At 73.8% G+C, this 25,086-nt stretch carries 25 protein-coding genes; 18 read left to right on the top strand and 7 right to left on the bottom strand.

What is annotated here, in order from left to right; genetic code table 11:
- The first annotated feature begins 50 nt into the window (after positions 1-50).
- The 4 genes from GA0070610_RS20975 (at position 51) to serA (ending at position 5,510) form a co-directional block, all read left to right on the top strand.
- Complete coding sequence (locus GA0070610_RS20975; protein ID WP_089001624.1) at positions 51-1,937, top strand: acetolactate synthase large subunit; 1,887 nt, start codon at positions 51-53, stop codon at positions 1,935-1,937.
- Between the two features lies 1 nt (position 1,938).
- Positions 1,939-2,454 carry an acetolactate synthase small subunit gene (gene ilvN / locus GA0070610_RS20970; RefSeq protein WP_089001623.1) on the top strand — a complete coding sequence of 172 codons (516 nt, stop codon included), beginning with the start codon at positions 1,939-1,941 and terminating at the stop codon, positions 2,452-2,454.
- A gap of 124 nt (positions 2,455-2,578) precedes the next feature.
- Positions 2,579-3,592, top strand: coding sequence for a ketol-acid reductoisomerase (gene ilvC, locus GA0070610_RS20965; RefSeq protein ID WP_089001622.1), 1,014 nt, complete (start codon positions 2,579-2,581; stop codon positions 3,590-3,592).
- Positions 3,593-3,911: 319 nt separating this feature from the next.
- Positions 3,912-5,510 (top strand): phosphoglycerate dehydrogenase, encoded by a 1,599-nt coding sequence (gene serA, locus GA0070610_RS20960; protein ID WP_089001621.1) that lies wholly within the window; start codon positions 3,912-3,914, stop codon positions 5,508-5,510.
- A 65-nt stretch (positions 5,511-5,575) separates the two neighbouring features.
- Here serA and GA0070610_RS20955 read toward each other — a convergent pair whose 3' ends face one another.
- Both GA0070610_RS20955 and GA0070610_RS20950 read right to left on the bottom strand, forming a co-directional pair.
- A complete protein-coding gene (locus GA0070610_RS20955; RefSeq protein WP_089001620.1) occupies positions 5,576-5,932 on the bottom strand; it encodes a hypothetical protein in 357 nt (118 codons plus the stop codon).
- A 371-nt stretch (positions 5,933-6,303) separates the two neighbouring features.
- Entirely contained in the window at positions 6,304-7,149 is an 846-nt protein-coding gene (locus tag GA0070610_RS20950) for an FAD:protein FMN transferase (protein WP_089001619.1), read from the bottom strand.
- A gap of 222 nt (positions 7,150-7,371) precedes the next feature.
- Between GA0070610_RS20950 and GA0070610_RS20945 the strand changes: the two genes are divergently transcribed.
- From GA0070610_RS20945 to GA0070610_RS20920, 6 genes are all read left to right on the top strand, one after another.
- Positions 7,372-8,403: a 3-isopropylmalate dehydrogenase gene (locus GA0070610_RS20945; protein ID WP_089001618.1), complete on the top strand. Its 1,032-nt coding sequence runs from the start codon at positions 7,372-7,374 to the stop codon at positions 8,401-8,403.
- A gap of 194 nt (positions 8,404-8,597) precedes the next feature.
- Positions 8,598-9,695 (top strand): branched-chain amino acid aminotransferase, encoded by a 1,098-nt coding sequence (locus GA0070610_RS20940; RefSeq protein WP_089001617.1) that lies wholly within the window; start codon positions 8,598-8,600, stop codon positions 9,693-9,695.
- 127 nt (positions 9,696-9,822) lie between these two features.
- Positions 9,823-10,995, top strand: a complete 1,173-nt coding sequence (locus GA0070610_RS20935; protein ID WP_231926222.1) for a sensor histidine kinase — start codon at positions 9,823-9,825, stop codon at positions 10,993-10,995.
- Positions 10,992-11,654, top strand: a complete 663-nt coding sequence (locus tag GA0070610_RS20930) for a response regulator transcription factor (RefSeq protein WP_089001615.1) — start codon at positions 10,992-10,994, stop codon at positions 11,652-11,654. The genes GA0070610_RS20935 and GA0070610_RS20930 overlap by 4 nt, the downstream gene beginning before the upstream one ends.
- A gap of 80 nt (positions 11,655-11,734) precedes the next feature.
- Complete coding sequence (locus GA0070610_RS20925; RefSeq protein ID WP_089001614.1) at positions 11,735-12,673, top strand: ABC transporter ATP-binding protein; 939 nt, start codon at positions 11,735-11,737, stop codon at positions 12,671-12,673.
- On the top strand, positions 12,670-13,446 hold the full coding sequence (locus tag GA0070610_RS20920) for an ABC transporter permease (protein ID WP_269458855.1): 777 nt from the start codon (positions 12,670-12,672) through the stop codon (positions 13,444-13,446). Before GA0070610_RS20925 ends, GA0070610_RS20920 begins: the two co-directional genes overlap by 4 nt.
- A gap of 51 nt (positions 13,447-13,497) precedes the next feature.
- On the opposite strand, the gene GA0070610_RS20915 is transcribed toward GA0070610_RS20920, so the two are convergent.
- The 4 genes from GA0070610_RS20915 to GA0070610_RS20900 form a co-directional block, all read right to left on the bottom strand.
- Positions 13,498-14,262, bottom strand: coding sequence for a tyrosine-protein phosphatase (locus tag GA0070610_RS20915; protein ID WP_392567337.1), 765 nt, complete (start codon positions 14,260-14,262; stop codon positions 13,498-13,500).
- Between the two features lie 34 nt (positions 14,263-14,296).
- Positions 14,297-14,755, bottom strand: coding sequence for a PRC-barrel domain-containing protein (locus GA0070610_RS20910; RefSeq protein ID WP_089001612.1), 459 nt, complete (start codon positions 14,753-14,755; stop codon positions 14,297-14,299).
- Positions 14,756-14,921: 166 nt separating this feature from the next.
- Positions 14,922-15,452, bottom strand: a complete 531-nt coding sequence (locus GA0070610_RS20905; protein ID WP_089001611.1) for a carboxymuconolactone decarboxylase family protein — start codon at positions 15,450-15,452, stop codon at positions 14,922-14,924.
- Positions 15,453-15,454: 2 nt separating this feature from the next.
- Positions 15,455-16,015, bottom strand: coding sequence for a peroxiredoxin (locus GA0070610_RS20900; RefSeq protein WP_089001610.1), 561 nt, complete (start codon positions 16,013-16,015; stop codon positions 15,455-15,457).
- Positions 16,016-16,356: 341 nt separating this feature from the next.
- Between GA0070610_RS20900 and cimA the strand changes: the two genes are divergently transcribed.
- Positions 16,357-17,937 carry a citramalate synthase gene (gene cimA / locus GA0070610_RS20895; protein WP_089001609.1) on the top strand — a complete coding sequence of 527 codons (1,581 nt, stop codon included), beginning with the start codon at positions 16,357-16,359 and terminating at the stop codon, positions 17,935-17,937.
- Between the two features lie 49 nt (positions 17,938-17,986).
- Here the strand turns inward: cimA and GA0070610_RS20890 are convergent, their stop codons facing one another.
- The gene (locus GA0070610_RS20890; protein WP_392567336.1) at positions 17,987-18,976 is read right to left on the bottom strand and encodes an endonuclease/exonuclease/phosphatase family protein; all 990 of its coding nucleotides are present in this window, start codon (positions 18,974-18,976) and stop codon (positions 17,987-17,989) included.
- 391 nt (positions 18,977-19,367) lie between these two features.
- Here GA0070610_RS20890 and GA0070610_RS20885 point away from each other — a divergent pair, with 391 nt between their 5' ends.
- The 7 genes from GA0070610_RS20885 to arfB all read left to right on the top strand — a co-directional run bounded on the left by GA0070610_RS20885 (position 19,368) and on the right by arfB (position 24,975).
- On the top strand, positions 19,368-19,895 hold the full coding sequence (locus GA0070610_RS20885; RefSeq protein ID WP_089001607.1) for a hypothetical protein: 528 nt from the start codon (positions 19,368-19,370) through the stop codon (positions 19,893-19,895).
- 306 nt (positions 19,896-20,201) lie between these two features.
- Positions 20,202-21,251, top strand: a complete 1,050-nt coding sequence (locus tag GA0070610_RS20880) for an AAA family ATPase (RefSeq protein ID WP_089001606.1) — start codon at positions 20,202-20,204, stop codon at positions 21,249-21,251.
- On the top strand, positions 21,248-22,264 hold the full coding sequence (locus GA0070610_RS20875; protein WP_089001605.1) for a DUF58 domain-containing protein: 1,017 nt from the start codon (positions 21,248-21,250) through the stop codon (positions 22,262-22,264). Before GA0070610_RS20880 ends, GA0070610_RS20875 begins: the two co-directional genes overlap by 4 nt.
- A complete protein-coding gene (locus GA0070610_RS20870; protein WP_089001604.1) occupies positions 22,261-23,220 on the top strand; it encodes a VWA domain-containing protein in 960 nt (319 codons plus the stop codon). The genes GA0070610_RS20875 and GA0070610_RS20870 overlap by 4 nt, the downstream gene beginning before the upstream one ends.
- A gap of 44 nt (positions 23,221-23,264) precedes the next feature.
- Positions 23,265-24,128, top strand: a complete 864-nt coding sequence (locus tag GA0070610_RS20865) for a S1C family serine protease (RefSeq protein ID WP_089001603.1) — start codon at positions 23,265-23,267, stop codon at positions 24,126-24,128.
- Positions 24,129-24,237: 109 nt separating this feature from the next.
- A complete protein-coding gene (locus tag GA0070610_RS20860) occupies positions 24,238-24,540 on the top strand; it encodes a hypothetical protein (protein ID WP_089001602.1) in 303 nt (100 codons plus the stop codon).
- A gap of 9 nt (positions 24,541-24,549) precedes the next feature.
- Positions 24,550-24,975, top strand: coding sequence for an alternative ribosome rescue aminoacyl-tRNA hydrolase ArfB (arfB, locus tag GA0070610_RS20855; RefSeq protein WP_089001601.1), 426 nt, complete (start codon positions 24,550-24,552; stop codon positions 24,973-24,975).
- The last annotated feature ends 111 nt before the right edge of the window (positions 24,976-25,086 follow it).

Below are 25,086 nucleotides of genomic sequence, written 5' to 3'. Positions count from 1 at the left end.
GTCACCCGCTCGAACAGCCGCACCCACTCCAGCCGAAGGCCTGAACCGCCATGACGAGACCCACGCCAGAGACACTCGCCCACTCCGCCCGGCGGGCCCGCACGGCCGCCGAGCCCGCGAGCGACGCCGAGCACGCCGGCGCCGTCCGCGCCGCGGCCACCCCGGCCGTCCCGGGGGTACGCACACCCGCCCCGGCCCAGGTCAGCGGTGCCGGCTCGCTCGTGCGGTCGCTGGAGGCGCTCGGCGTCGACGTCGTCTTCGGCATCCCGGGCGGCGCCATCCTGCCGGCGTACGACCCGCTCTACGACTCCACCGTGCGGCACATCCTGGTCCGCCACGAGCAGGGCGCCGGGCACGCGGCGACGGGCTACGCCCAGGCGACCGGCCGGGTGGGGGTCTGCATGGCCACCTCCGGCCCCGGGGCGACGAACCTGGTCACCCCGATCGCCGACGCGTACATGGACTCGGTGCCGATCGTGGCGATCACCGGCCAGGTCGCGCGGCCCTCGATCGGCACGGACGCCTTCCAGGAGGCCGACATCCAGGGCATCACCCTGCCGATCACCAAGCACAACTTCCTGGTGCAGGAGGCCGAGGAGATCCCCCGGGTGCTGGCCGAGGCGTTCCACCTGGCGGCCACCGGCCGTCCCGGGCCGGTCCTGGTCGACATCCCCAAGGACGTCCTCCAGGCGCCCACCACCTTCACCTGGCCGCCGACGCTGGACCTGCCCGGCTACCGGCCCACCCTGCACCCGCACGGCAAGCAGATCCGCGAGGCGGCCCGGCTGATGGCCAGCGCCCGCCGCCCGGTGCTCTACGTCGGCGGCGGCGTGCTGAAGGCCGGTGCCACGGAGGGGCTGCGGCGGCTGGCCGAGCTGACCGGCATCCCGGTCGTCACGACGCTGATGGCGCTCGGCGCGTTCCCCGACTCGCACCCGCAGCACCTGGGCATGCCCGGCATGCACGGCACGGTCGCCGCGGTCTACGGCCTGCAGAAGGCCGACCTGATCGTGGCCCTGGGCGCCCGCTTCGACGACCGGGTCACCGGCAAGCTGGACTCGTTCGCCCCGGACGCGGCGGTGGTGCACGCCGACATCGACCCGGCCGAGATCGGCAAGAACCGGCACGCCGACGTGCCGATCGTCGGCGACGCCCGGCACGTGATCGACGAGCTGATCGCGGCGGTGGACAGCGAGCAGGCGGCCGGCCGGCGGGCCGACCTCGCCGACTGGTGGACCCAGCTCGACGACCTGCGCAACCGGTACCCGCTGGGCTACGAGGAGCCGGCCGACGGCACCCTCTCCCCGCAGCACGTCATCAAGCGGCTCGGCGAGCTGGTCGGCCCGGACGCGATCTACGTGGCGGGGGTCGGCCAGCACCAGATGTGGGCCTCGCAGTTCATCTCCTACGAGAAGCCGTACACCTGGCTGAACTCCGGCGGCCTCGGCACCATGGGCTACGCGGTGCCGGCGGCGATGGGCGCCAAGGTCGGCAAGCCCGACACGGTGGTGTGGGCGGTCGACGGCGACGGCTGCTTCCAGATGACCAACCAGGAGCTGGCCACCTGCGCACTGGAGGGCATCCCGGTCAAGATCGCCGTGATCAACAACGGCAACCTCGGCATGGTGCGGCAGTGGCAGACCCTGTTCTACGGGGAGCGCTACTCCAACACCGACCTCGGCACCCACAAGCACCGCATCCCCGACTTCGTGAAGCTGGCCGAGGCCCTGGGCTGCGTGGGGCTGCGCTGTGAGAACGCCGAGGACGTCGACAGGACCATCGCCGCCGCGATGGCGATCGACGACGCGCCGGTGGTCATCGACTTCGTCGTCGGCAAGGACGCCATGGTGTGGCCGATGGTCGCCGCCGGCACCAGCAACGACGAGATCATGTTCGCCCGGGGCGTCCGCCCGGCCTTCGACGAGGATGACATCTGACATGACCATGCACACCCTGAGCGTCCTGGTGGAGAACAAGCCGGGCGTCCTGGCCCGGGTCTCCGGCCTGTTCTCCCGGCGGGGCTTCAACATCGACAGCCTCGCCGTCGGCGAGACCGAGAACCCGGACGTCTCGCGGATCACCATCGTGGTCAACGCCGAGTCGTCCCCGCTGGAGCAGGTCACCAAGCAGCTCAACAAGCTGGTCAACGTGCTCAAGATCGTCGAACTGGACCCGCAGGTCTCGGTCGCCCGCGAACTCCTCCTGGTCAAGGTGCGCGCCGACCGCGCGGCCCGCGCCCAGGTGCTGGAGACCGTCGGCCTGTTCCGGGCCCGGGTGGTCGACGTGGCCCCGGACACGCTGACCATCGAGGCGACCGGCACACCGGACAAGCTCGACGCGCTCCTGCGCGACCTCGAACCCTTCGGGATCAAGGAGATGGTCCAGTCCGGGCTGGTGGCGATCGGGCGCGGCTCGCGTTCCATCACCGCCGGGCCCTCGCTCCGGGCCGCCTGACCCGACCCGGCCGGCGCCCCGCGCGCCGGCCGGGACCGCCCGACCCGGCCGGCGCGCGCCGCCCGGGACCGACACCGCACAGATCCACGACGGGCCGCCCGGGCCGCCGTACGAAAGGGAGACCATGAGCGTTGAGGTGTACTACGACGACGATGCCGACCTGGGCCTCATCCAGGGCCGCAAGGTCGCGGTGATCGGGTACGGCAGCCAGGGCCACGCCCACGCGCTGTCGCTGCGCGACTCCGGAGTCGACGTGGTGGTCGGCCTGCCCGAGGGCTCCAAGAGCCGGGCCAAGGCCGAGGAGCAGGGCCTGCGGGTGCTCACGCCGGCCGAGGCGTCGGCCGAGGCCGACGTCATCATGATCCTCGCCCCGGACACCGCCCAGCGCCGCATCTACGCCGAGTCGATCGCGCCGAACCTGGCCGCGGGCAAGGCGCTCTTCTTCGGCCACGGCTTCAACATCCGCTACGGCCTGATCAAGCCGCCGGCGGACGTCGACGTCGCGATGGTCGCGCCGAAGGGCCCGGGTCACCTGGTCCGCCGCCAGTACGCCGACGGCAAGGGCGTGCCCTGCCTGGTCGCCGTCGAGCAGGACGCCAGCGGCGGCGCCCTCGCGCTGGCCCTGTCGTACGCCAAGGGCATCGGCGGCACGCGGGCCGGCGCGATCCGGACCACCTTCACCGAGGAGACCGAGACCGACCTCTTCGGCGAGCAGGCGGTGCTCTGCGGCGGCGCGGCGGCGCTCGTGCAGACCGGCTTCGAGGTGCTCACCGAGGCGGGCTACGCCCCCGAGGTGGCCTACTTCGAGTGCCTGCACGAGCTGAAGCTGATCGTCGACCTCATGTACGAGGGCGGCATCGCCAAGATGCGCTACAGCATCTCCGACACGGCCGAGTACGGCGACCTCTCCCGTGGGCCGCGCGTCATCGACGCCCGGGTCAAGGAGGAGATGCGCAAGATCCTCAGCGAGGTCCAGTCCGGCGAGTTCGCCCGGGAGTGGGTGGCCGAGGACGAGGCCGGCCGGCCCAACTTCAGCAAGTGGCAGGCCGAGGGCGCGGCGCACCCGATCGAGGAGACCGGCCGCAAGCTGCGCGGCATGATGAGCTGGGTCGACCGCCCGATCACCGAGACCGCCTGACGCGTCACCCCCGTGGCCCGGCCCGGGCGCTCTCCCCGGCGCCCGGACCGGGCCGCCCTCTGTCCGCCGCACCACCGCCCGCCGCGCCGGCCCGCCGCCTGAGGTGATCCGGGCGACCCGTCGCGCGCCGTTCACCGGCGCGTCGTCACCCGTTGTGAGGGCACTCACCCCACGGTCCGGGACCTGCCGGCCGGCCGGCCACCTACGATCGCGGGTAGGTGCGTAGCCGGCACCTGACGGCCATGGCCCGGATCAGCGCAGGGCGCAGCGCGGCGTCCCGCAGCCCGGCCCACCGCTCTGACGACAACTACGAGGACCAATGACTCCTGTCGTACTGATCGCCGAAGAACTCGCCCCCGCCGCCATCGAGGTGCTCGCCCACGACTTCGACGTCCGCCACGTCGACGGCACCGACCGTCCGGCCCTGCTCTCGGCGCTCTCCGAGGCCGACGCCGTCATCGTGCGCAGCGCCACCCAGATCGACGCCGAGGCGATCGCCGCCGCGCCCCGGCTGAAGGTCGTCGCCCGGGCGGGCGTGGGTCTGGACAACGTCGAGGTGCCGGCCGCCACCGCGCGGGGCGTCATGGTCGTCAACGCCCCCACCTCGAACATCGTCTCCGCCGCCGAGCAGGCCCTCGCGCTGCTGCTCGCTGTGGCCCGCAACACCGCCAGCGCCAGCGCCGCGCTGAAGGCGGGGGAGTGGAAGCGGTCGAAGTACACCGGCGTCGAGATCCAGGGCAAGACCGTCGGCGTGGTCGGCCTCGGCCGCATCGGCGTGCTCTTCGCCCAGCGCATCGCCGCCTTCGGCACCCGGCTGATCGCGTACGACCCCTACATCCAGCCGGCTCGCGCGGCCCAGCTCGGCGTCCGCCTGGTGGGCCTGGAGGAGCTGCTGCGGGAGAGCGACTTCATCTCGATCCACCTGCCGAAGACCCCGGAGACCGTCGGCCTGATCGGTGAGAAGGAGCTGGCCGTCGTCAAGCCGGGCGTCCGGATCATCAACGCCGCCCGGGGCGGGCTGGTCGACGAGCAGGCCCTGGCCGACGCGATCGCCGAGGGCCGGGTCGCCGGCGCGGGCGTGGACGTCTACGCCAAGGAGCCCTGCACCTCCTCGCCGCTGTTCGCCTTCGACAACGTGGTCGCCACCCCGCACCTGGGCGCCTCCACCGGCGAGGCGCAGGACAAGGCCGGCCTGGCCGTGGCCAAGAGCGTGAAGCTGGCGTTGCAGGGCGAGTTCGTGCCGGACGCCGTGAACGTGCAGGCCGGCGGCGTCGTCGCCGAGGACGTGCGCCCGCTGCTGCCGCTGGCCGAGAAGCTCGGCCGCGCCTTCACCGCCGTCGCGGGCGGGGTCGCCGCCAGCGTCACCGTCGAGGTGCGCGGCGAGATCGCCAACCACGACGTGTCGGTGCTGAAGCTCGCCGCCACCAAGGGGCTGTTCAGCTCGGTGGTCGAGGAGCAGGTCACCTACGTCAACGCCCCGCACCTGGCCGCCGAGCGTGGCGTCGAGGTCACCCTGGTCGCCCAGACCGACACCGTCGAGCACCCCAACCTGGTCACCGTCCGCGGCGCGCTGCCCGACGGCCGTACGGTCAGCGTCTCCGGCACGGTGGCCACCGCCGGCGCCCGTGACGTGCTCAAGCTCACCGAGGTCGACGGCTTCGACGTGGAGATCGGCGCGGAGGGGATCCTGGTGTTCCTGCGCTACGCCGACCGCCCCGGCGTGGTCGGCACGGTCGGGACGCTGCTCGGCGAGGCCGGCGTCAACATCGCGGCGATGCAGGTGGCCCGCCGCGAGGCCGGCGGCGAGACCCTGATGACCCTCACCGTCGACCAGGCGCTCGGCGCGGACCTGCTCACCTCGGCGGCGGACTCGATCGGCGCGGTCGCGGCCAGCGCGGCGGACCTGCGCGACGAGTGACCTGAGCGCACGACAGCGGGGGCCCGGCGGATGTCGCCGGGCCCTTCGTCGTACCCGGGGAGTGGTCAGCCGGGCAGCCGGGCCGGCGGCGGGTAGACCGAGCCGTCCTGGGCGTCGAAGAGCATCAGGTCGTACGCGCCGGCCAGCCGCTCGATGTCGAGCAGCACCTGGTCCTCGCAGGTCGGGTGCAGGTTCAGCTCGACGTGGTCGGCGGCCGCGTGCAGCGGCGTCACGGCCCACGGGCTGCCGGGGCCGGCCGGGCGGTCGGGGTAGCTGCCGGTGATGGCCCGGTAGAAGGCCACCACCCGCGGGTCCGGGTGCCGGTCGACATGCTGCCCCTGCCGGCACCGCAGCACCGCCGCCCGCACGTCCTCGGGTGTCGCCCCGTCCGCCAGGGCCCACACGCTCAGATCGAAACTCACGGCGGACAGCGTGCCATTCCCCGTTCACCGCGTCGAAATCGCCCCGCCGCCGGCTCGGCACGCTCCTGTGGCGACGGTCCGCAGTGGAGACCCTTGCGTTGAGTTGCGTCGATTCGCTAGCGTACCGGTGCGGTCACTGGCCGAGCTCGCGACGTGGGCCCGTCTTCGGGTGGCGAGGTCGACGTCCGGCCGACCGGCCCGCACCCCTCGATTGCGCGAGCCACGCGCACTCGTCGCTGACCGGCCCTCACGGTCGTTGCCGAGACCGTGGGGGCCGATCGCGCATTCCTCCCGCCGGCACCGCACCCGCCAAACGCCGCACCCACCCCCGCGCAACACCTCGCTGGTGGCGCGGCAGGGCGGGTGGGGGTTCAGCGGCGGTGGGCGAAGAGCGCGCGGTAGTCCGACCCGTTGCGGAACCAGGCCAGCCCGGCCGGCCCGGCGGCGTAGAGCGCGGTGGCGTAGGCGTCGGCGACGGCGAGGTCCGGCCCGACGACCGTCGCGGCGACGAGTTGGTCGGCAGGCTCCCCCGTGTGCGGGTCGACCACGTGCCCCTGCCGGCCGCTCACCCCCGAGGTGCCGACCGCGCCCGCCGTCATCTCCAGCACGAGCGGCGCCCGTTGCCGGTCCGTCGGGTGGTGCACCGCCACCCGCCACGGGCCGCCGTGCGCCGCGTGCCCGCGTACGACCAGGTCGGCGCCGGTGAGCACGGCGTAGTCGTGCACCCCGGCGGCGCGCAGCCGGGCGGCGGCCCGCTCCACCGCCCACCCGCCGAGCAGCCCTCCGGGGTCGAAGCCGCCGGGCACCGCCCAGGCGTCGAACCAGCCGTCGGTGGCGGCCCGCATCGCCGCGCAGCGGTCCACCAGGTCGGCCAGCGGCGGGTACGAGTCGGGGCTGATCTCGCCCCGGCGTAGCCGGGAGACCAGGCTCTCCGGCCGGGTCGGGCCGTAGGTGAGGTCGATGGCGCGCAGCTCCGCGACCGCGTCGCGCAGCGCCTCCCCGATGCCGCGCCGGCCCAGCCACTCGGGGGCGTTGAGCAGCAGCGTGTATTCGGCCGTCGAGGTGCGTACGGTGTGCCGGACGGCGATCCGGTCCCCGCCGACGGTGCCGGGCCGGTCGACGCGGTGGCTGCGGGCGCCCAGCCGCAGGTCGGGCCGGCGCGGCTGGAAGGCGGACTGGTCCACCCAGCGGGTCCGTGGCTGCTGGTCGATCCGCATGACGCTGCTCCCTCGCTGACGCCGGCCGCGTCGTCGTGGCCTCCGTCACGGGCCCCCGTCGACCCGCACGCCATCACGCTAGGCAGCGGAGATGACCTCCCCATGAATGCCACCTGGGAGGATCCTGTGCATCCGCCTTTCCCGCATTCTGGAAGGTTCGTACCGGGGGACGGGACGGCGGCGTACGGTCGACGAAACGGCTAGGCGAGGGAGCACAGGGACGTGGCACGGATCGCGGTGGTGGCCGGGGACGGGATCGGACCCGAGGTGGTCGCGCAGGCCCGCAAGGTCATCGACGCCGTGCTCCCGGGGGTGGACGCCACCGAGTACGACCTGGGCGCCGCCCGTTGGCACCGCACCGGCGAGGTGCTGCCCGACTCGGTGCTGACCGAGCTGGCCGGGCACGACGCGATCCTGCTCGGCGCCGTCGGCGACCCGACCGTCCCGCCGGGCGTGCTGGAGCGGGGGCTGCTGCTCAAGCTGCGCTTCGCCTTCGACCAGTACGTCAACCTGCGCCCGTCGCGGCTCTGGCCCGGCGTGCCCGGGCCGCTGGCGAGCGTCAAGCCCGGCGAGGTCGACCTGGTGGTGGTCCGCGAGGGCACCGAGGGCCTGTACGCGGGCGCCGGCGGCGCGCTGCACCGGGGCACCCCGGCGGAGGTCGCCACCGAGGAGAGCCTGAACACGCGGCACGGCGTGGAGCGGGTGATCCGCGACGCCTTCGCCCGCGCCACGCGCCGGGAGCGGCGCAAGGTCACCCTCGTGCACAAGACCAACGTGCTGACCCACGCCGGTTCGCTGTGGGCGCGGGCGTTCGAGGCCGTCGCCGCCGAGCACCCCGACGTGGCCACGGAGTACCAGCACGTCGACGCCGCCGCGATGTTCCTGGTCACCCAGCCGCAGCGTTACGACGTGGTGGTCACCGACAACCTGTTCGGCGACATCCTCACCGACATCGCCGCCGCCGTCACCGGCGGGATCGGGCTCGCCGCCAGCGGCAGCATCAACCCCGAGGGGGCGTACCCGTCGATGTTCGAGCCGGTACACGGCTCGGCGCCGGACATCGCCGGGCGCGGCGTGGCCGACCCGGTGGCGGCCGTACTCTCGGCGGCGCTGCTGCTCGACCAGCTCGGGCACGCCGACGCCGCCGCCCGGGTCACCGCCGCCGTGGGCGTGGAGCTGGCCGGCCGGACCCCGGGTGCGGCACTGCGCACCGAGGAGGTCGGCGACCGGCTGGCCGGGTACGCCACCGCCTGAGGCCGCCGGCCACCCACCCGCAGTTCCCGCGACGCCGCCCGGCCGCACCGTGGCCCGGCGGCGTCCACCCGTCCGGCGCTGCCGGTACGCCCGGGCGGCGCTACCCCCTGAACGACCGTTCGGGGTAAGTTTCTCGCACCAGGTTTCTCGGCATGCGGACCCGCGTGCCGTTGTCCCGCAGGGAGGTCAGCGCGATGAGCGGTGGTGACAAGCTCGACTTCGAGATCCGTCCGAATCCCGCGCCGGTATCCGTCGCCGACCGGGCCGCCCTGCTGGCCAACCCGGGCTTCGGCCGGGTCTTCACCGACCACATGGTCACCATCCGCTACGCCGACGGCAAGGGCTGGTACGACGCCCGGGTCGAGGCGCGGGCGCCGATCCCGATGGACCCGGCCGCCGCGGTGCTGCACTACGCGCAGGAGATCTTCGAAGGGCTGAAGGCCTACCGGACGGCCGACGGCGGGGTCACCATGTTCCGCCCGGAGGCCAACGCCGCCCGCTTCGCCGCGTCCGCCCGACGCATGGCGATGCCGCCGCTGCCCGAGGAGGCGTTCGTCGACTCGCTGCGCCAGCTCGTCCAGATCGACCGGGATTGGATCCCCGAGGGCGAGGACGGCAGCCTCTACCTGCGGCCGTTCATGTTCGCCAGCGAGGTGTTCCTCGGCGTCCGGCCGGCCAACGAATACCTCTACGTGGTGATCGCCTCGCCGGTCGGCGCGTACTTCTCGGGCGGGGTGAAGCCGGTGACGGTCTGGGTCTCCCCGGACTACACCCGGGCCGCCCCGGGCGGCACCGGCGCGGCGAAGTGCGGCGGCAACTACGCCGCCTCGCTGGTGGCGCAGGCCGAGGCGATCGAGCACGGCTGCGACCAGGTGGTCTTCCTGGACGCGGTGGAGCGCCGCTTCGTCGACGAGCTGGGCGGCATGAACGTGTTCTTCGTCTACGACGACGGCACGGTGGTCACCCCGCCGCTGACGGGCACGATCCTGCCCGGCATCACCCGGGAGTCGGTGCTCACCCTGGCGGCCAACGCCGGGCACCGCATCGAGGAGCGGCCGGTGAGCTTCGCCGACTGGCAGGCCGACGCCGCGAGCGGCCGGCTGCGCGAGGTGTTCGCCTGCGGCACCGCCGCGGTCGTCACCCCGATCGGCGAGGTGCGCTTCCCCGACGGCGAGTTCCTCATCGGCGGCGGTGAGCCCGGCCGGGTCACGATGGCCCTGCGCCAGCAGCTCGTCGACCTCCAGCGCGGCAAGGCCGACGACCCGCACGGCTGGGTGCGCCGCATCCTCTGACGGTGGGGCCGGCAGGCCGCCCGCCGACCGGCCTCGGGTGTCGTCACGACAACGGCTGGCAGCACGACCGCGATCTCCACACGGCGCTGACGACCGCACGGTGTCTGGCGGACACAATGTGCCGGTGATGCTGTCGCCGCAACGGTGTGCCCTGGTCCGGCTCTGGCGGGTCGGACTGTGGCTGTGCGGAACCGTCTTGGTCGTCGTCGGCACGACGAAGGTCCGTCCGGACGACGGAGAGCGGGCGGTCGACGCCCCGGCCCACCTCGCGGTGGCCGGCGCCTGTGCGGCTGTCGCCGTGTCGTGGCGCTGGCCGGTCCAGGCGGCGGGCGCGGTGACGGTGACCCTGCTGCTGTACAACGGGCGGCACTATCCGGACGGGCCGGTGCTGTTGGCGGGCCTGGTGGTGCTGTACGGGCTCGGCTCGGTGCGGTCCAGGCGGCTGGCCTACGGGTTCGCGGCCGGCACCGCCGTCGTGGTGGTGGCGGCCGGCGCCCTGGTCGACGGCGGGCCGGGCGTGGTGGACCTGGCGTTCGTCGGGTGGGCGGCGGCGGCCGTGTTCGCCGCCGACGCCGTGCGCGGAGTTCGGGAGCGACGGCTCGCGCAGGAGGAGCGGACCCGGCTGCGGACGCAGGCCCGGCAGCGGGACGAGGAGCGCCTCCTGGCGGAGGAGCGGCTGCGGATCGCCCGGGACCTGCACGACACCGTGGCCCACGCGATGGCGACGATCAACGTGCAGGCCGGCATGGCCGGGCAGGTGATCGACAGCCGGCCGGACCTCGCCAGGGAGGCGCTCGAGGTGGTCCGTGGCGTCAGCGGCGCGGTCCTCGACGAGTTGAACGCCATGGTGCGGGTGCTGCGCGCCGGTGACGAGCGGTCGCCGTTGTGCCCGGTGCCGGGGCTGACGGACCTGGCCGCGCTGGCACGCTCCACCGAGCTGGCCGGCACGCCGGTCGAGCTGCGGGTCACCGTGCCACCCGGTCGGGTGGCACGACCGGTGGCGCTTGCCGCGTACCGCATCGTGCAGGAGTCGATGACGAACGTGACCCGCCACGCCGTAGGGGCGCGGGCCCGGGTGACCGTGACCTACGACGACGCGGACGGGCTGCGGGTCGCGGTCATGGACGACGGGGGCGGCGCCGGGCGACCCGGCGGGCGGGTCGGCCTGATCGGGATGCGTGAGCGGGCTGCCTCGACCGGCGGCTGCCTGGTGGTCGGCCCCCGGCCGGATGGCGGGTTCGCCGTCACGGCCCACTGGCCCGCCGCCGCGGCACGTGCCGTAGAGGGAGCGGACCGGTGATCCGGGTGGTGCTCGCCGACGATCAGCTGCTGGTCCGGGCCGGCTTCCGGGCGCTGCTGGCGGTGGAGCCTGACATCACCGTGGTCGGTGAGGCCGACGACGGTGCGTCCGCCCTCGCCACGGTCGTCGCCACGGTCCCGGACGTGGTCCTGATGGACGTGCGGATGCCCGGGACGGACGGCATCGCCGCGACCCGGCGGATCGTGGCCGACGACCGCCTGTCCGGCGTCCGTGTGTTGATCCTGACCACGTTCGACCTCGACGAGTACGTGTTCGAGGCACTACGCGCCGGGGCGAGCGGCTTCCTCGTCAAGCACACCCACCCGGCGGAGCTGGTGCGTGCGGTGCGGGTGGTGGCGGACGGTGACGCCCTGCTGTCGCCGGGGGTGACCCGACGGTTGATCGCCGAGTACGCCGCGCGGCCGGCGCCCGCCGCCGTCCCGTCGTCGATGGCGGTGCTGACCGACCGGGAGCGAGAGGTCGTGACGCGGGTCGCTGAGGGCCTGTCCAACGACGAGATCGCCGCGCGGCTCTTCGTCACGCCCGCGACCGTGCGGACCCACGTGAGCCGGGCGATGATGAAGCTGCACGCCCGGGACCGGGCCCAGCTGGTGGTGTTCGCGTACCACAGTGGCCTGGTCCGGGTGCCACGACGCTGAGTGCGTCTGCACATCTGACGTAGGGCGATCCCCACGGCACGCGGACGACGTGCGGCGGCCGGTCGCCGAGGCTGTACGCCATGACGATCACATCCCCGCCGGTGCCGCCGGACGCGGCGGTCACCCTCGACGGCTTGACCAAGCGCTACGGTGCCCGCACGGCGGTCGACCAGCTCACCATGCACATCCCGCGAGGATCCGTCGCCGGGTTCGTGGGTCCCAACGGCGCCGGCAAGACCACCGCCATGGCCATGCTGCTCGGCCTGGTCCGTCCGTCCGCCGGCACCGCTACGGTGCTCGGCCACCCGATCTCACACCCCGCGCGCTATCTCGGTCGGGTCGGCGCGCTGATCGAGACCCCCGGGTTCTACCCGGCGCTGACCGGGCTGGAAAACCTGCGGGTGCTCGCGGCCATGGGCGGCCACGATGTCGCCCGGATCCCGCGCGTGCTCGAACAGGTAGGCCTCGCCGGCCGCGGACGCAGCCGGTTCGGCCAGTACTCGTTGGGCATGAAGCAGCGCCTCGGCATCGCCGGCGCGCTGCTGGGCGACCCCGAGCTGGTGATCCTCGACGAGCCGACGAACGGCCTCGACCCGTTGGGGATGTCCGAGATGCGCGAGCTCATCGCCGGCCTCGCCGGGCAGGGGCGTACGGTCCTGGTCTCCTCCCACCTGCTCGGGGAGCTGGAACAGGTCTGCGACTGGTTGCTGATCCTCGACCACGGCGAGCTGGTCTACCAGGGTGCGACCGAGGCGTTCGCCGTCGGCGTCGAGCTCAGCGTGGCGGCCGAGGGCAGCGCGGACACCGGGCGTCTGGCCGAACTGCTGGTCGCCGCGGGGTACCCCGTGCGGCGGCGCGGCGACGAGCTGGTCGTGCAGCTCGGTGACCGTGACGGGCGGACGGCGGCGGCGCACGTCAACCGGATCGCCCACGCCGGCGGCGTCGTCCTGAGCGTCCTGCACCGGCACCGTCCGAGCCTGGAGGACCAGGTCCTGGCGCGCACGGGAGGTAAGCGGTGACGCGTGCGTTCCGCGCCGAATTGATCAAAATCGCCCGTTTCCGGATGCTGTGGATCACCGCGGTCGTGGCGGTGGCGTTCGCGGTAGGTTCGGCTGCGGCGGGGATCCTCAACGCCGAGCCGGCCGCCGTCGGCGGCCCGGCACCGGAGGACCTCGCCCGGGCGGGCGGCGGCACCCTGTCGTTCACCGTCGCGGCGTCGTTCGCCGGCGCCTTCCTGTTGGCCGTCTTCGCCGGCGCCGTGGGCGTGGAGTTCTCCCGTGGCACCCTGCGGACGCTGCTCATGCAGCAGCCGGGCCGCCTGCGCCTGGTCGCCGGCAAGCTCGCCGCGTTGTTGCTGTTCGCCGCCGTCACGGTCGCCGTCACCCAGGCGGTCAGCGTGGTCGCCGCCGTGCTCTTCGCCGCCGCGAAGGACATCTCCACGGCCGAGTGGTTCACCGCCGCGGGGTGGCGGGCGATGGCCGGCGACTACGGCAGTGCGCTGCTCGCCGTCACCGGCTGGGCGCTGCTCGGCACGGCCCTGGGGGTGCTGGTGCCCTCGGTGCCGGTCGCCGTCGGCATCGGCGTGGGTTGGGCGGGGCCGGTGGAGCAGGTGCTCGGCGAGGCGTGGGGGCCGGCCGCCGAGTGGTTTCCGGGCCTGCTGCTGGAGAGCCTGCTCGACCCGGAGCCGGGCGGCCCGGGCACCGCCCGCGCCCTGGTCACCCTGGCCGGCTACTGCCTGGCCGCCGCCTGCGCGGCCGGGATCGCCCTGACCCGCCGCGACGTCACGTCCTGACCGTGCCCGAAGCCGTCGCCCGTCCCGGGTGACGGCCAGGGCGCGGCGGGGTCAACCCAGCAGGTGCTCGCGGAGGGCGGCGAGCTGGGCGTCGGTGACGCCGGCGTGGCGCAGGTAGCCCTCGATCGAGCCGTGGGCCTCGCGCAGCTCGGCGAGGAATAACGTCATGGCGTCGGCGGGGCAGGTCAGCACCGGCAGGGTGTGCCCGCTCTGCCGCCCGGTGGCCTCGAACCAGGCGCGGTAGCGCTCGCCGGCCTCGGTGCTCAGGGCGTAGTCGGCGGCGATCTCGTCGTCGGCGACGCCGAGCACCGCGAGGGTGAGCCCGCAGACGATGCCCGTGCGGTCCTTGCCGGCGACGCAGTGCACCACCACGGGGGCGCTGGCGTCCTCGGCGATCAGCCCGATCGCCTCGGCGAGCCCGGCGGTGCCCGTCCCGGCCAGGTCGGCGTACCGGTCGGCCAGGTAGCGGGCCAGGTCGGTGCCGGGGCGGTAGGGCCGCTCGCCCCACTCGGCGTGCTCGGGGTGGATGTTGTGCCAGGTCAGACCGTCGAAGTGGGGGACGCGGCCGTCGCGCTCCACCTCGTAGGGGCGGCGCAGGTCGATGACCGTGCGGACGCCGAGGGCGGCGAACGCCTCCCGGTCGGTGTCGTCGATGCGGTGCAGCGAGTCGGAGCGGTAGAGCCGCCCGGTGCGTACCCGGCGGCCGTCGTGGCCGGCATGGCCGCCCACGTCACGGAAGTTGAACATCGTCGTGAAGGGAATCCGGCGACCGACCTCGACAGCGTCCACCCCGACACGGTAACGGCCCCCCGCGATCCGCGGGGGGCCGTGGTGCGCCGGTGCTGCCGGGCTAGCGGGCGGTGCCGGGCGGGATGGCCGAGTACGTCTCGTCGTAGTAGCCGCCGAGCCGGTCCCGGTAGGTCGGGTCGGTGTCAGCGGTCTCGTCGTACTCCGGGGCGGCCTTGATCTGGTCCTTGCTGCGGTCGACGTGCACCTTGCGCTCGTCGTGGTCGACGTGGTTGACGGTGCCGGCCGGGATCATGACCTTCCGGCCGAAGACCCACGGGCCGGTGTCCACCACCAGGTAGCTGTCGTTGACCTCGTGGCTGGCGCTGTCGATCTTGCCGATGCCACCGTCGGTGGCCTCGACCTTGTAGCCGACCAGGTCGGCGTCGGCCACCCTCGCGGTGTCCCGGTACCGCCACGGGTCGAACGTGCCGGCGGGGGCGCCACCGGCGAACTCGCCCTGGCCGCCGCCGCGCAGCGGGTCCGGGCTGCCGTGGGTGCTGTGCGGGTCGAGCCTGTCCATCTGACAACTCCTGCCCCGACTGTCGCCAGTCGTCTCGCCGGTCCGGTGTCCTCTGCCTCCTCCGGGAGCTACCCGGGCGGTCGGCACCGGAAACGGCGCTCGCCGGGGCCGGAGACGACGGTGGGCCGGCGCCGCGATTGCGGCACCGGCCCACCGGGCGTACGCGTCAGGCGAGCGCGGCCTTGGCGTCCAGGGTGACCGCGGCGGCGTGCACGACGGCGGCGATGCGCAGCCCCTCGTGCACCTGCTCGCGGCTGAAGCCCGCGTTGCGCAGGGTCTTCTCGTGCGACTCCAGGCACACCCCGCAGCCGGTGATCGCCGAGACCGCCAGGCACCACAGCTCGAAGTCGGCCTTGTCCACGCCCGGCTTGGCGATGATCTGCATCCGCAGCCGGGCCGGGATCGACTGGTACTGCTCGTCGCCGATCAGGTGCTTGGCCCGGTAGTAGACGTTGTTCATCGCCATGATCGTGGCGGCGCCCTTGGCCGCCTCGACGGCCTCCGGCTTCAGGTGGTCGGCCGCCTCGGCGGCGATCTCCCGCAGCACCTCCGGGTTGCGCCCAGCCACCGCACAGGCCAGGGCGGTGCCCCAGGCCTGGGTCGGGGTCAGCGTGCTGGTGGCGATGGTGGAGCCGAGGTTGAGCTTGATGTCCTTGGCGTACTCCGGCAGAGCCGCCTTGATCGCGTCCAGACCCATGGTCAGGCCCCGGCGCCGGCGAGGAGCTTGGTGGCGTCCAGGGTCTCGCCGCCCTTGTTCCAGTTGCACGGGCACAGCTCGTCGGTCTGGAGGGCGTCGAGCACCCGCAGCACCTCGGAGACGTTGCGGCCGACGGAGCCGGCGGTCACCATGACGAACTGGATCTCGTTGTCCGGGTCGACGATGAAGGTGGCCCGCTGGGCCACGCCGTCCTCGCCGAGCACCCCGCAGGCGGCGGTCAGCTCGCGCTTGACGTCGCTGAGCATCGGGAACGGCAGCTCGCGCAGGTCCGGGTGGTCCTTGCGCCACGCGTAGTGGACGAACTCGTTGTCCACCGACACGCCGAGGACCTGGGCGTCGCGGTCGGCGAACTCCTCGTTCAGCCGGCCGAACTCCGCGATCTCGGTCGGGCAGACGAAGGTGAAGTCCTTCGGCCAGAAGAAGACGACGCGCCACTTCCCCTGGTGGGACTTGTGGTCGATCGACTCGAACGCCTTGTCGGCGTCCAGCGACACGCAGGCGGTGAGTTCGTACTCGGGGAAGCGGTCACCGACAGTGAGCACAGGTCCTCCTTGACAGCGGCACGAAGGCCGGTAACTGGATCAATTCCAGATACTGCCGTAGCCCCGTTTCCGCCGGATGGCGGCCAGGTGACTTGTGAAGTCGATCACCGGCGGCGGGTTGTGCCGGCGCACGGCCCGTCGATGCGGTATCGCGACCCTCCGTCACCGTCCCGCCATGTGGATTGTGCCTCCCAAAACCAGGGGGCGGGTGGCAGAGTGGCGACCGTGACCAGCACCCACCTGATTATTCGCACCTAGCGCGCCGGCCTCCCCTCCGCCGAGCGCGCAGACCTCCCGCATCCGCGGGGGGTCTTTTTGTTGCTCTGAGAAAGGACTCCCTGATGACGTTCCAGGTCTACGACACGACGCTGCGCGACGGCGCCCAGCGCGAGGGGTTGAGCTACTCGGTGGTCGACAAGCTCGCGGTGGCCCGGCTGCTCGACGAGTTCGGGGTCGGCTTCATCGAGGGAGGCTGGCCCGGCGCCGTGCCGAAGGACACCGAGTTCTTCCGGCGGGCGCGCACCGAACTCGACCTGAAGCACGCGCTGCTGGTCGCGTTCGGGGCCACCCGGCGGGCCGGGGTGCCGGTCGCCGACGACCCGCAGGTACGGGGGCTGCTCGACGCGCAGACGCCGGCGGTCGCCCTGGTCGCCAAGGCGGACCTGCGGCACGTCGAGCGGGCGCTGCGCACCACCGCGGCGGAGAACCTGGCGATGATCCGCGACACGGTCGCGCACCTGGTCGCCGAGGGGCGGCGCGTCTTCGTCGACGGGGAGCACTTCTTCGACGGCTACCGGTCCGACCCGGCCTACACCGCCGCCGTGGTGGAGACGGCGCTCGCCGCCGGTGCCGAACGGGTGGTGCTCTGCGACACCAACGGCGGGATGCTTCCGTCCCAGGTGACCGCCGCCATCGCCGAGGTGACCGCGCGGCTCGGCGTCGGCCCGGAGTTGCTCGGCATCCACTGCCAGAACGACACGTCCTGCGCGGTCGCCAACACCGTCGCCGCCGTCGAGGCAGGCGTACGCCACTTCCAGGGCACCGCCAACGGCTACGGCGAGCGCCCCGGCAACGCGGACATCTTCGCCGTGGTCGCCAACCTCCAGCTCAAGCTCGGGCTGCCCGTCCTACCGGACGGCTGCCTGGGGCAGATGGTGCGGGTCTCCCACGCCATCGCCGAGATCGCCAACATCGCCCCCGACACCCACCAGGCGTACGTCGGGGCCGCGGCCTTCGCCCACAAGGCGGGGCTGCACGCGAGCGCGATCAAGGTGGATCCGCTGCTCTACAACCACGTGGACCCACAGGTGGTGGGCAACGACATGCGGATCCTCGTCACCGAGATGGCCGGCCGGGCCAGCGTCGAGCTCAAGAGCCGCGAGCTCGGCCTGGACCTGGCCGGCCATCCGGAGGCGCTGTCGCGGGTCACCCGGCGGGTCAAGGAGCTGGAGGCCGGCGGCTGGTCGTTCGAGGCCGCCGACGCGTCGTTCGAGCTGCTGGTCCGCTCGGAGCTGGACACCGCGCCCGCCCGACCGTTCGCGCTGGAGTCGTACCGGGTGCTGGTCGAGCACCGGGAGGACGGGTCGGTGGTCTCCGAGGCGACCGTCAAGATCCGCGTACGCGGGGAGCGGGTCATCGCCACCGCCGAGGGCAACGGTCCGGTCAACGCCCTGGACGAGGCGCTGCGGGTGGGGTTGGCCCGGCACTACCCGGAGCTGCGCGACTTCGTGCTGGCCGACTACAAGGTGCGGATCCTGGAGGGCACCCACGGCACCGGTGCCGTGACCCGGGTGCTGCTGGAGACGGTCGACGGGGCCGGCCGCGACTGGACCACCGTCGGCGTGCACCCCAACGTGGTCGAGGCGTCCTGGCACGCCCTCGTCGACGCGCTCACCTACGGCCTCGACCGGGCCCGGGTCTGAGCCGCCCCGGCCGCCCGCGCCGCCGGAAGCCGCGGGGCGACCCCGGGCGTCACCGCGCCGGGAGGCGCAGCTCGGCCAGGACGGCGCGGTGGTCGCTGCCCGGGACCCGGTGCACCGTGACGGCCCGTACGGCGATGCGCCGGTCGACCAGCACGTGGTCGATGGTCACCGGCGGGATCGGGTCCCCGTCGTACGGGCCCCACGTGCCGACCAGGCCCGCGCCGGCCTGGTCGGCGGCGTCGACGTAGCCGGTGTCCAGCAGGGCGCGCAGCGGGGCGTGGTCGAGGGTGGCGTTGAAGTCGCCGGCGAGGATCCGCAGCGGCCCGTCCGGGGTGGCGGGCGGCTGCGCCGCCAGGTCGGCGCGCCAGTGGGCGACCTGGTCCAGCGCGTACGGGGCCGACGGGTGCGCCGACTCGACCCGTACCGCCGGCGCCCCGGGGACCGCCACCGTGCCGTGGGACTGGTCGAAGCCCCAGCCGCCCCGGTTGTGCCGGACGCCGCCCTCGCCGATCGGGAACCGCGCGTAGAGCCCGGAGCCGACGGTGCCGACCTGCGGGTCGAGCTGCCGGTGGGGGAGCAGCCGGTCCAGGCCGAGCCGGTCCAGCTCCGCCCCGGCCTGCGGGGTGAACTCCTGCACGGCGAGCACGTCGACGCGGTGCCGCCGGACCAGGTCGACCAGCGCCCGCGCGTCGCCGGCCCCGGCCAGCAGGTTGGCGGTCAACAGCCGCACCGTCGGGCCGGTCACCGGGGGCTGCCCGGACGGCAGGGCCCGGGGCGCCACCACGGCCACCAGGGCCGCCGTGGCCAGCGCCGCGACCGCCGCGGGCCAGCGGCGCCGCAGGGCGAGCGCGAGCAGCAGCGGCAGCACGCTCGCGGCGGCGGCGTACGGGGTGAAGGCGAGCAACTGCACCAGCGGTCCCCGGTCGAGCCCGCCGAGTCGTACGGCCGCCCAGGCGGCCCCGGGCGCGACGGCGGCCCAGCAGAGCGCGGTGCGCAACCGTGCCGCCCGGCCGCCCGGCGCCCGCCGTGGAGCCTCGATGATCACCGCTGGAGGGTAGCGCCGCGCACCCCCCGTGGCGGCCCCGGACGGGGCGACACCAGGCGTACGGACGCGCCGTCCCGACACATTCGTGAATGGCTGAGCGTTCGCTTCTCACAATTTTCCGGCCATTATCAGAACGTGATCAACTATTGACGCCCCGCTTTTTGTGGTGCTACCTTCCAGTGGGTTGAGACGTCGAAACTCTGAGTAGTAATGCCAGCTCAGAGCCGGTGAAAATTGTTGAGATGACAACATCTAGGGTGCGGCCTGAGGTGCGGGCTCCAGGCGGTTGTCGCTCATTTTCCCCGGGCCCAAGAAATGGAAATCAGCCGTCCCTCGATCAGTGGGGCAGGCCGAATCCGCACGGTCAACAAAAGGGAGACCTGTCATGACCACACTCTTCCGACGCAAGGCGGTGGCGGTGGCGTTCGCCGCGCTGGCGCTCACCCTGGCCGGGGGCGGGATCGCCGTCGCCCAGCCGGCGGCCAAGGCGCCCGCCGAGGTCGCCCAGCCGGCAGTCCGGCAGCCCGGCTCCGGCAGCCAGCCCGCCGTGACCCCCGCCGAGGCACGCAAGGCCAAGGCCGCCCTGGCGCAGGGCCCGTCCGCCCAGGCGACCGCGCCGGGCACCGTCGCCTCCGCCGTCGTCTCCAGCGGCGGCACCCTGCTCCGCGGCTCGCCCGAGGCGGTCTCCGCCACGCGGTACGGCCCTGGTCAGTACCAGGTGCTGTTCAACTACAACGTCTCGCTGGAGACGTTCGTGGCGACCATCGGCACCACCGACCCGTACAACGTGCCCCCGGGCGGCGAGATCTCCGTCGCGCCTCGGCTCCAGACGCCGAACGCGGTCTTCGTCCAGACCCGCAACTCGTCGGGAAGCTACGCCGACCGGCCGTTCCACCTGGTCATCGCCAACTGAGCACCCGCTGACGACGCCGGCCCCCTCACCTGTGGGGGCCGGCGCCGCCACACTCACCCCCCGCCCCGCCCCACCCCACCCTCCGCCCTGCCCTTCAGATCGGTCGAGCATGCAGTTGTGGTGGGAGTCGTGCCCTGAATCGCGCCTTGTGCGGGGCGCCCCAACTGCCTGATCGACGCCCGCGGCGGGCAGTGCCCGGCGCGTCGGCGTACGGTCGGGAGGGTCGTCCCGGTTCGGGTGTGTAAGGGCCGGCCCGGCGCTGATAATCCGACGTTTGTCCGGCCGTCGGCACGGGAAGCAAGCACCGTGACGGACATCTCGGACACCCTGGCCAGCGTGCCCAGCCCGGCCGATCCCGATGCGACCCCGGCCGACCTGGAACAGACGCTCTTCGAGGTCAAACGCGTGATCGTCGGGCAGGATCGGCTCGTCGAGCGCCTGCTCACCGCCCTCGTCGCGAACGGGCACTGCCTGCTGGAGGGCGTGCCCGGGGTGGCCAAGACGCTGGCCGCGCAGACCCTGGCCACCGTGGTGGGCGGCACCTTCTCCCGGATCCAGTTCACTCCGGACCTGGTCCCCTCCGACATCGTCGGCACCAGGATCTACCGGGCGTCGCGCGAGGACTTCGACATCGAACTGGGCCCGGTCATGGCGAACCTGGTGCTCGCCGACGAGATCAACCGGGCCCCGGCAAAGGTGCAGTCCGCCCTGCTGGAGGCGATGGCCGAGCGTCAGGTCTCGATCGGTGGGCACAGCTACGCCGTACCGGACCCGTTCCTAGTGCTGGCCACCCAGAACCCGATCGAGTCGGAGGGGGTCTACCAGCTGCCGGAGGCGCAACGCGACCGCTTCCTGATGAAGATCGTCGTCGACTACCCGAGCGACGCCGACGAACTCGCCATCCTCTACCGGATGAGCGCCGACCGGCCCGTCGCCCGGCGGGTGCTCGACCCACAGCGGCTGCGCGAACTCCAGGCTCGCGCCGCCCACGTCTTCGTGCACCACGCGATCGCCGAGTACGTCGTCCGGCTGATCTTCGCCACCCGTGACCCCGGCCGGTTCGGCCTGCCCGAACTCGCCCCGCTGCTCGCGTACGGGGCCAGCCCCCGGGCCACCCTCGGCCTCGTCCGCGCCGCGCGGGCCCAGGCGCTGCTGCGTGGCCGCGAGTACGTGCTCCCCGAGGACGTGCGGGAACTGGCCGTGGACGTGCTCGCCCACCGGCTGGTGCTCTCCTTCGACGCGGTCGCCGACGGGGTGGCCGCCGAGGCGGTGGTCCGGCGGCTCGTGGAGGCCGTACCGCCGCCCCGCGTCGCGGCCGGCCACCCGGAACACGCGGCAGACCTGGCGGCGGCATGAGGTGGCGCGGGAACGCGCCGGCCGGCGCGGCGACCGCACCGGGACTGGCCGACCTCACCTCCGACCGGCGCCTGCGCCGGCTGGAACTGACCGTCACCCGCCGGCTCGACGGGCTGCTGCACGGCCGCTACCGTGGCCTGCTGCCCGGGCCGGGCAGCGAGACCGCCGGCAGCCGGGAGTACCGGCCCGGTGAGGACGAGGTGCGCCGGATGGACTGGGCGGTGACCGCCCGCACCACGGTCCCGCACGTACGTGAGGTCGACGCCGACCGGGAGCTGACCACCTGGCTGCTGGTCGACGCGAGCGCCAGCATGGAGTACGGCACCGCCGAACTGGACAAGCGCGAGCTGGCCGTGGTGGCCGTGGCGGCGATCGGCTTCCTGACCGCCGGCGTGGGCAACCGCCTCGGCGCGCAGGTGCTCGGCCCGGACGGGCTGCGCCGGTTCCCGCCCCGCAGCGGGCGCACCCACCTGCTCGGGCTGCTCCGGGCCCTGCTGACCGCCCCACGCGTCGGCGGCCACGACGGCGACGACCCGCCGCCGGCGGGTGGCGACCTGGCCGACGGGCTGGCCGCCGTGCACCGGGTGGCGCTGTGCCGTGGCCTCGTCGTGGTGGTCTCGGACTTCCTCGACGCGCTGCCCGACGACCCCGGGCGGGCACCGTCCTGGGAGGCGCCCCTGCGTCGCCTCGCCGTGCGGCACCAGGTGCTCGCCGTCGAGGTGACCGATCCCCGGGAGCTGGAGCTGCCCGACGTCGGCCTGGTCACCCTGGTCGACCCGGAGACCGGGCGGCGGCGCGAGGTCTGGACCGGCGACCGCGCGCTGCGCGAGCGCTACGCCGCCGCGGCGAGCGCCCAGCGCGAGCAGGTACGCCAGGCGCTGCGCCGCAGCGGGGCCACGCACCTGCCGCTGCGTACCGACCGGGACTGGGGCGCCGACATCGTGCGGCACGTGCACGCCCAGCGGCGGCTCGCGGCGGCCCCGGCCCGGGCGGCCCGGGGAGGTGCGGCGTGATCTGGCAGTCGCCCGTCCGGCTCTGGCTGCTGCTCGGGGTGCTCGCCCTGGCCGTGGGCTACCTGCTGATGCAGCGCCGACGCAGCCGGTACGCCGTCCGCTTCACCAACCTGCGGCTGCTCGACCGGGTCGCGCCGCACCGCCCCGCCTGGCGGCGGCACGTGCCGGCCGGGCTCTTCCTGGCCATGCTGGCGCTGCTGGTGGTGGGTTTCGCCCGGCCCACGGCGGAGGTACGGGTGCCCCGCGAACGGGCCACGGTGATGGTCGCCGTGGACGTCTCCACCTCGATGCTCGCCGGCGACGTGGAACCGGACCGGCTCAGCGCCGCCAAGGAGTCCGCCCGGCGCTTCGTCGAGGGCCTGCCGGACGAGTTCAACGTCGGGCTGGTCGCGTTCGCCGGCAGCGCGGCGGTGCTGGTGCCGCCGGGCACGGACCGGGAGGCGCTGCACGAGGGCATCGAGCGGCTGGTCGAGGGGGCCACCGGGGTGCAGGGCACCGCCATCGGGGAGGCCATCAGCACCTCGCTCGGCGCGGTGAAGGGCTTCGACAGCCAGGCGGCGAAGGACCCGCCGCCGGCCCGGATCATCCTGCTCTCCGACGGGGCGAACACCTCCGGGATGGACCCGATGGAGGCCGCGTCCGAGGCGATCGACATGAAGGTGCCGGTGCACACCATCTCGTTCGGCACCCCGAGCGGCACCGTGGACCGGGGCGGCCGGCCGATCCAGGTGCCCGTCGACGGGCAGACCCTGCGCGCGGTCGCCGAGGAGACCGGGGGCGGGTTCCACGAGGCCAGCACCAGCGACGAGCTGCGCGCCGTCTACGACGACATCGGCACCTCGGTCGGCTACCGCACCGAACGGCAGGACGTCTCGGCCCGGTTCATCGGCCTCGGGCTGGTGTTCGCCATGGGCGCCGCGGCCGGCTCGATGCGCTGGTTCGCCCGGCTGCCCTGATCCCGTACGACCACCGTCGAGAAGGACACGTGAGGAGCGTACGCATGGCAGTGCAGACCGGGCTGGGCGAACCGCGCGGCCCCTGGTTCATCTCGCCGGAGCTGGATCTCCACGGGCGGCCCCGGTGGGACGGGGCCGGACCGGACGGTGGCCCGGCCCGACGGCGTCCGGGCGGGCTGGTGCTGGCGGCGCTGGCGGTGGTGGCCCTCTCGACCGTCTCCGGCGCGGTGGCCGGCGGCGTCGTGGCCGGACGCGACGCCGCACCCGGCCCGGCGGCGGCCTCGGCGGCCCCCGTCCCGGCGGAGCTGGTGACCGCGGCCGGCAAGACCGTGCCGGGCGTGGTGTCGGTGCTGGTGGGCGGGGCGGGCGGCGCCTCGGCCACCGGCTCCGGCTTCGCCGTCGACGACCAGCAGCACATCATCACCAACGACCACATCCTGGCCAAGGGGCGCGGCGGATCGGTGACCGTGGAACTGCCCGACGGGCGGCGGTTCGCCGCCGAGGTGGTCGGGCGGGAGCCGCGCAGCGACCTCGCCGTGCTCCGGGTGCCGCCGTCGGCCGGCCTGGCGGCGCTGCCGCTGGCCAAGCCGGGCGCCACGCGGGTGGGGGAGCCGGTGCTGGCGGTCGGCTCGCCTCTGGGGCTGCCCGGCACCGTCACCGCCGGCATCGTCAGCGCCCTGGACCGCCAGGTGCGCCTCGGCGACAACCGGCACACCGCCGTGCAGACCGACGCCTCGATCAACCCGGGCAACTCGGGCGGCCCGCTCGTGAACGCCCGCGGCGAGGTGGTCGGGGTGAACACGGCCATCGCCACGATCGACGGCAACGGCTCGATCGGCATCGGCTTCGCCATTCCCATCGAGCAGGTGCAGCAGACCGCCGACACGATCATCGGCAAGGGCGGCTGAGCTGCGTACGGGCCGCGCGGGGCGGCCCGGGAATGTGAAAACTGTCGGATACCCGGCCCGTAAGGATCGGCCAATGGAAATATTACGCTGAGTATGGATACTGGCGTGGGTGGAGCGTCCTGAAATCGTGGCCCTCCTGCTGGTGGGCCTGCTGATCGGAACCGGTGTGGGGTCGGCGTACGCCCGGGCACGACGCGGGTGGGCCGACTACCAGACGGTGAGGAAGACCGTGCCCGGCGCCCGGCGCGCCGCGTGGCTGCTGATCAAGGTGGCCACCACGAAGATCGGGATCATCGCCCTGCTGCTGGTGGGCGCGGTCGCGTACGCCGCCGCCGGCCCCGGCGACGACCCCGCCGCACCGGGGCGGACCCCCGGCCCGTCCGCCACTCCGAGCGAGCGGCAGGGGCGTTAGCCTCGGGGAGTGGACGACGGACTGCGGGTGACCGACCGATGGACCGTGCCCGCCGCCGAGCTGCGGGAACGCTTCTCCCGGTCGTCCGGGCCCGGCGGGCAGGGCGTCAACACCACCGACTCGCGGGTGGAGCTGAGCTACGACCTGGCCGCCTCGCCCGGCGTGCCCGAGCCGCTGCGGGCGCGCGCCCTGCAACGCCTCGCCGGCCGGCTGGTCGACGGTGTGCTGACCGTCACCGCCAGCGAGCACCGGGCGCAGCTGGCCAACCGGGAGGCCGCCCGGGAACGACTCGCCGCGCTGCTGCGCGAGGCCGCGGCCCCGCCGCCCCCGCCCCGCCGGCCCACCCGCCCCTCGCGCGGCGCGAAGGAGCGCCGCCTGGCCGAGAAGAAGCGCCGGTCACAGCGCAAGCGCGACCGCCGCGTCGACGGCGACTAGGCGTGTTTCAGAAGTGGTAGGCAGGCGGCGGGCCTGGAAGGCACGCAGGCCGATGGACCACTGCCGCCGGAACGTTGATACCTGCGGGGCATAAAAATACCTGTGTGGTAT

This window comes from Micromonospora echinofusca (assembly GCF_900091445.1).
Lineage (GTDB): Bacteria > Actinomycetota > Actinomycetes > Mycobacteriales > Micromonosporaceae > Micromonospora > Micromonospora echinofusca.
Note: the sequence above shows the minus strand (reverse complement) of the source record. Positions and strands in the feature narration are given on the sequence as shown.

Bases quoted from the DNA above. Each gene is read 5' to 3' on its own strand.
- GA0070610_RS20975 (WP_089001624.1), top strand. From the start codon at position 51: ATGACGAGACCCACGCCAGAGACACTCGCCCACTCCGCCCGGCGGGCC.
- ilvN (WP_089001623.1), top strand. From the start codon at position 1,939: ATGACCATGCACACCCTGAGCGTCCTGGTGGAGAACAAGCCGGGCGTC.
- ilvC (WP_089001622.1), top strand. From the start codon at position 2,579: ATGAGCGTTGAGGTGTACTACGACGACGATGCCGACCTGGGCCTCATC.
- serA (WP_089001621.1), top strand. From the start codon at position 3,912: ATGACTCCTGTCGTACTGATCGCCGAAGAACTCGCCCCCGCCGCCATC.
- GA0070610_RS20950 (WP_089001619.1), bottom strand. From the start codon at position 7,149: ATGCGGATCGACCAGCAGCCACGGACCCGCTGGGTGGACCAGTCCGCC.
- GA0070610_RS20940 (WP_089001617.1), top strand. From the start codon at position 8,598: ATGAGCGGTGGTGACAAGCTCGACTTCGAGATCCGTCCGAATCCCGCG.
- GA0070610_RS20935 (WP_231926222.1), top strand. From the start codon at position 9,823: ATGCTGTCGCCGCAACGGTGTGCCCTGGTCCGGCTCTGGCGGGTCGGA.
- GA0070610_RS20925 (WP_089001614.1), top strand. From the start codon at position 11,735: ATGACGATCACATCCCCGCCGGTGCCGCCGGACGCGGCGGTCACCCTC.
- GA0070610_RS20910 (WP_089001612.1), bottom strand. From the start codon at position 14,755: ATGGACAGGCTCGACCCGCACAGCACCCACGGCAGCCCGGACCCGCTG.
- GA0070610_RS20905 (WP_089001611.1), bottom strand. From the start codon at position 15,452: ATGGGTCTGGACGCGATCAAGGCGGCTCTGCCGGAGTACGCCAAGGAC.
- cimA (WP_089001609.1), top strand. From the start codon at position 16,357: ATGACGTTCCAGGTCTACGACACGACGCTGCGCGACGGCGCCCAGCGC.
- GA0070610_RS20885 (WP_089001607.1), top strand. From the start codon at position 19,368: ATGACCACACTCTTCCGACGCAAGGCGGTGGCGGTGGCGTTCGCCGCG.
- GA0070610_RS20875 (WP_089001605.1), top strand. From the start codon at position 21,248: ATGAGGTGGCGCGGGAACGCGCCGGCCGGCGCGGCGACCGCACCGGGA.
- GA0070610_RS20865 (WP_089001603.1), top strand. From the start codon at position 23,265: ATGGCAGTGCAGACCGGGCTGGGCGAACCGCGCGGCCCCTGGTTCATC.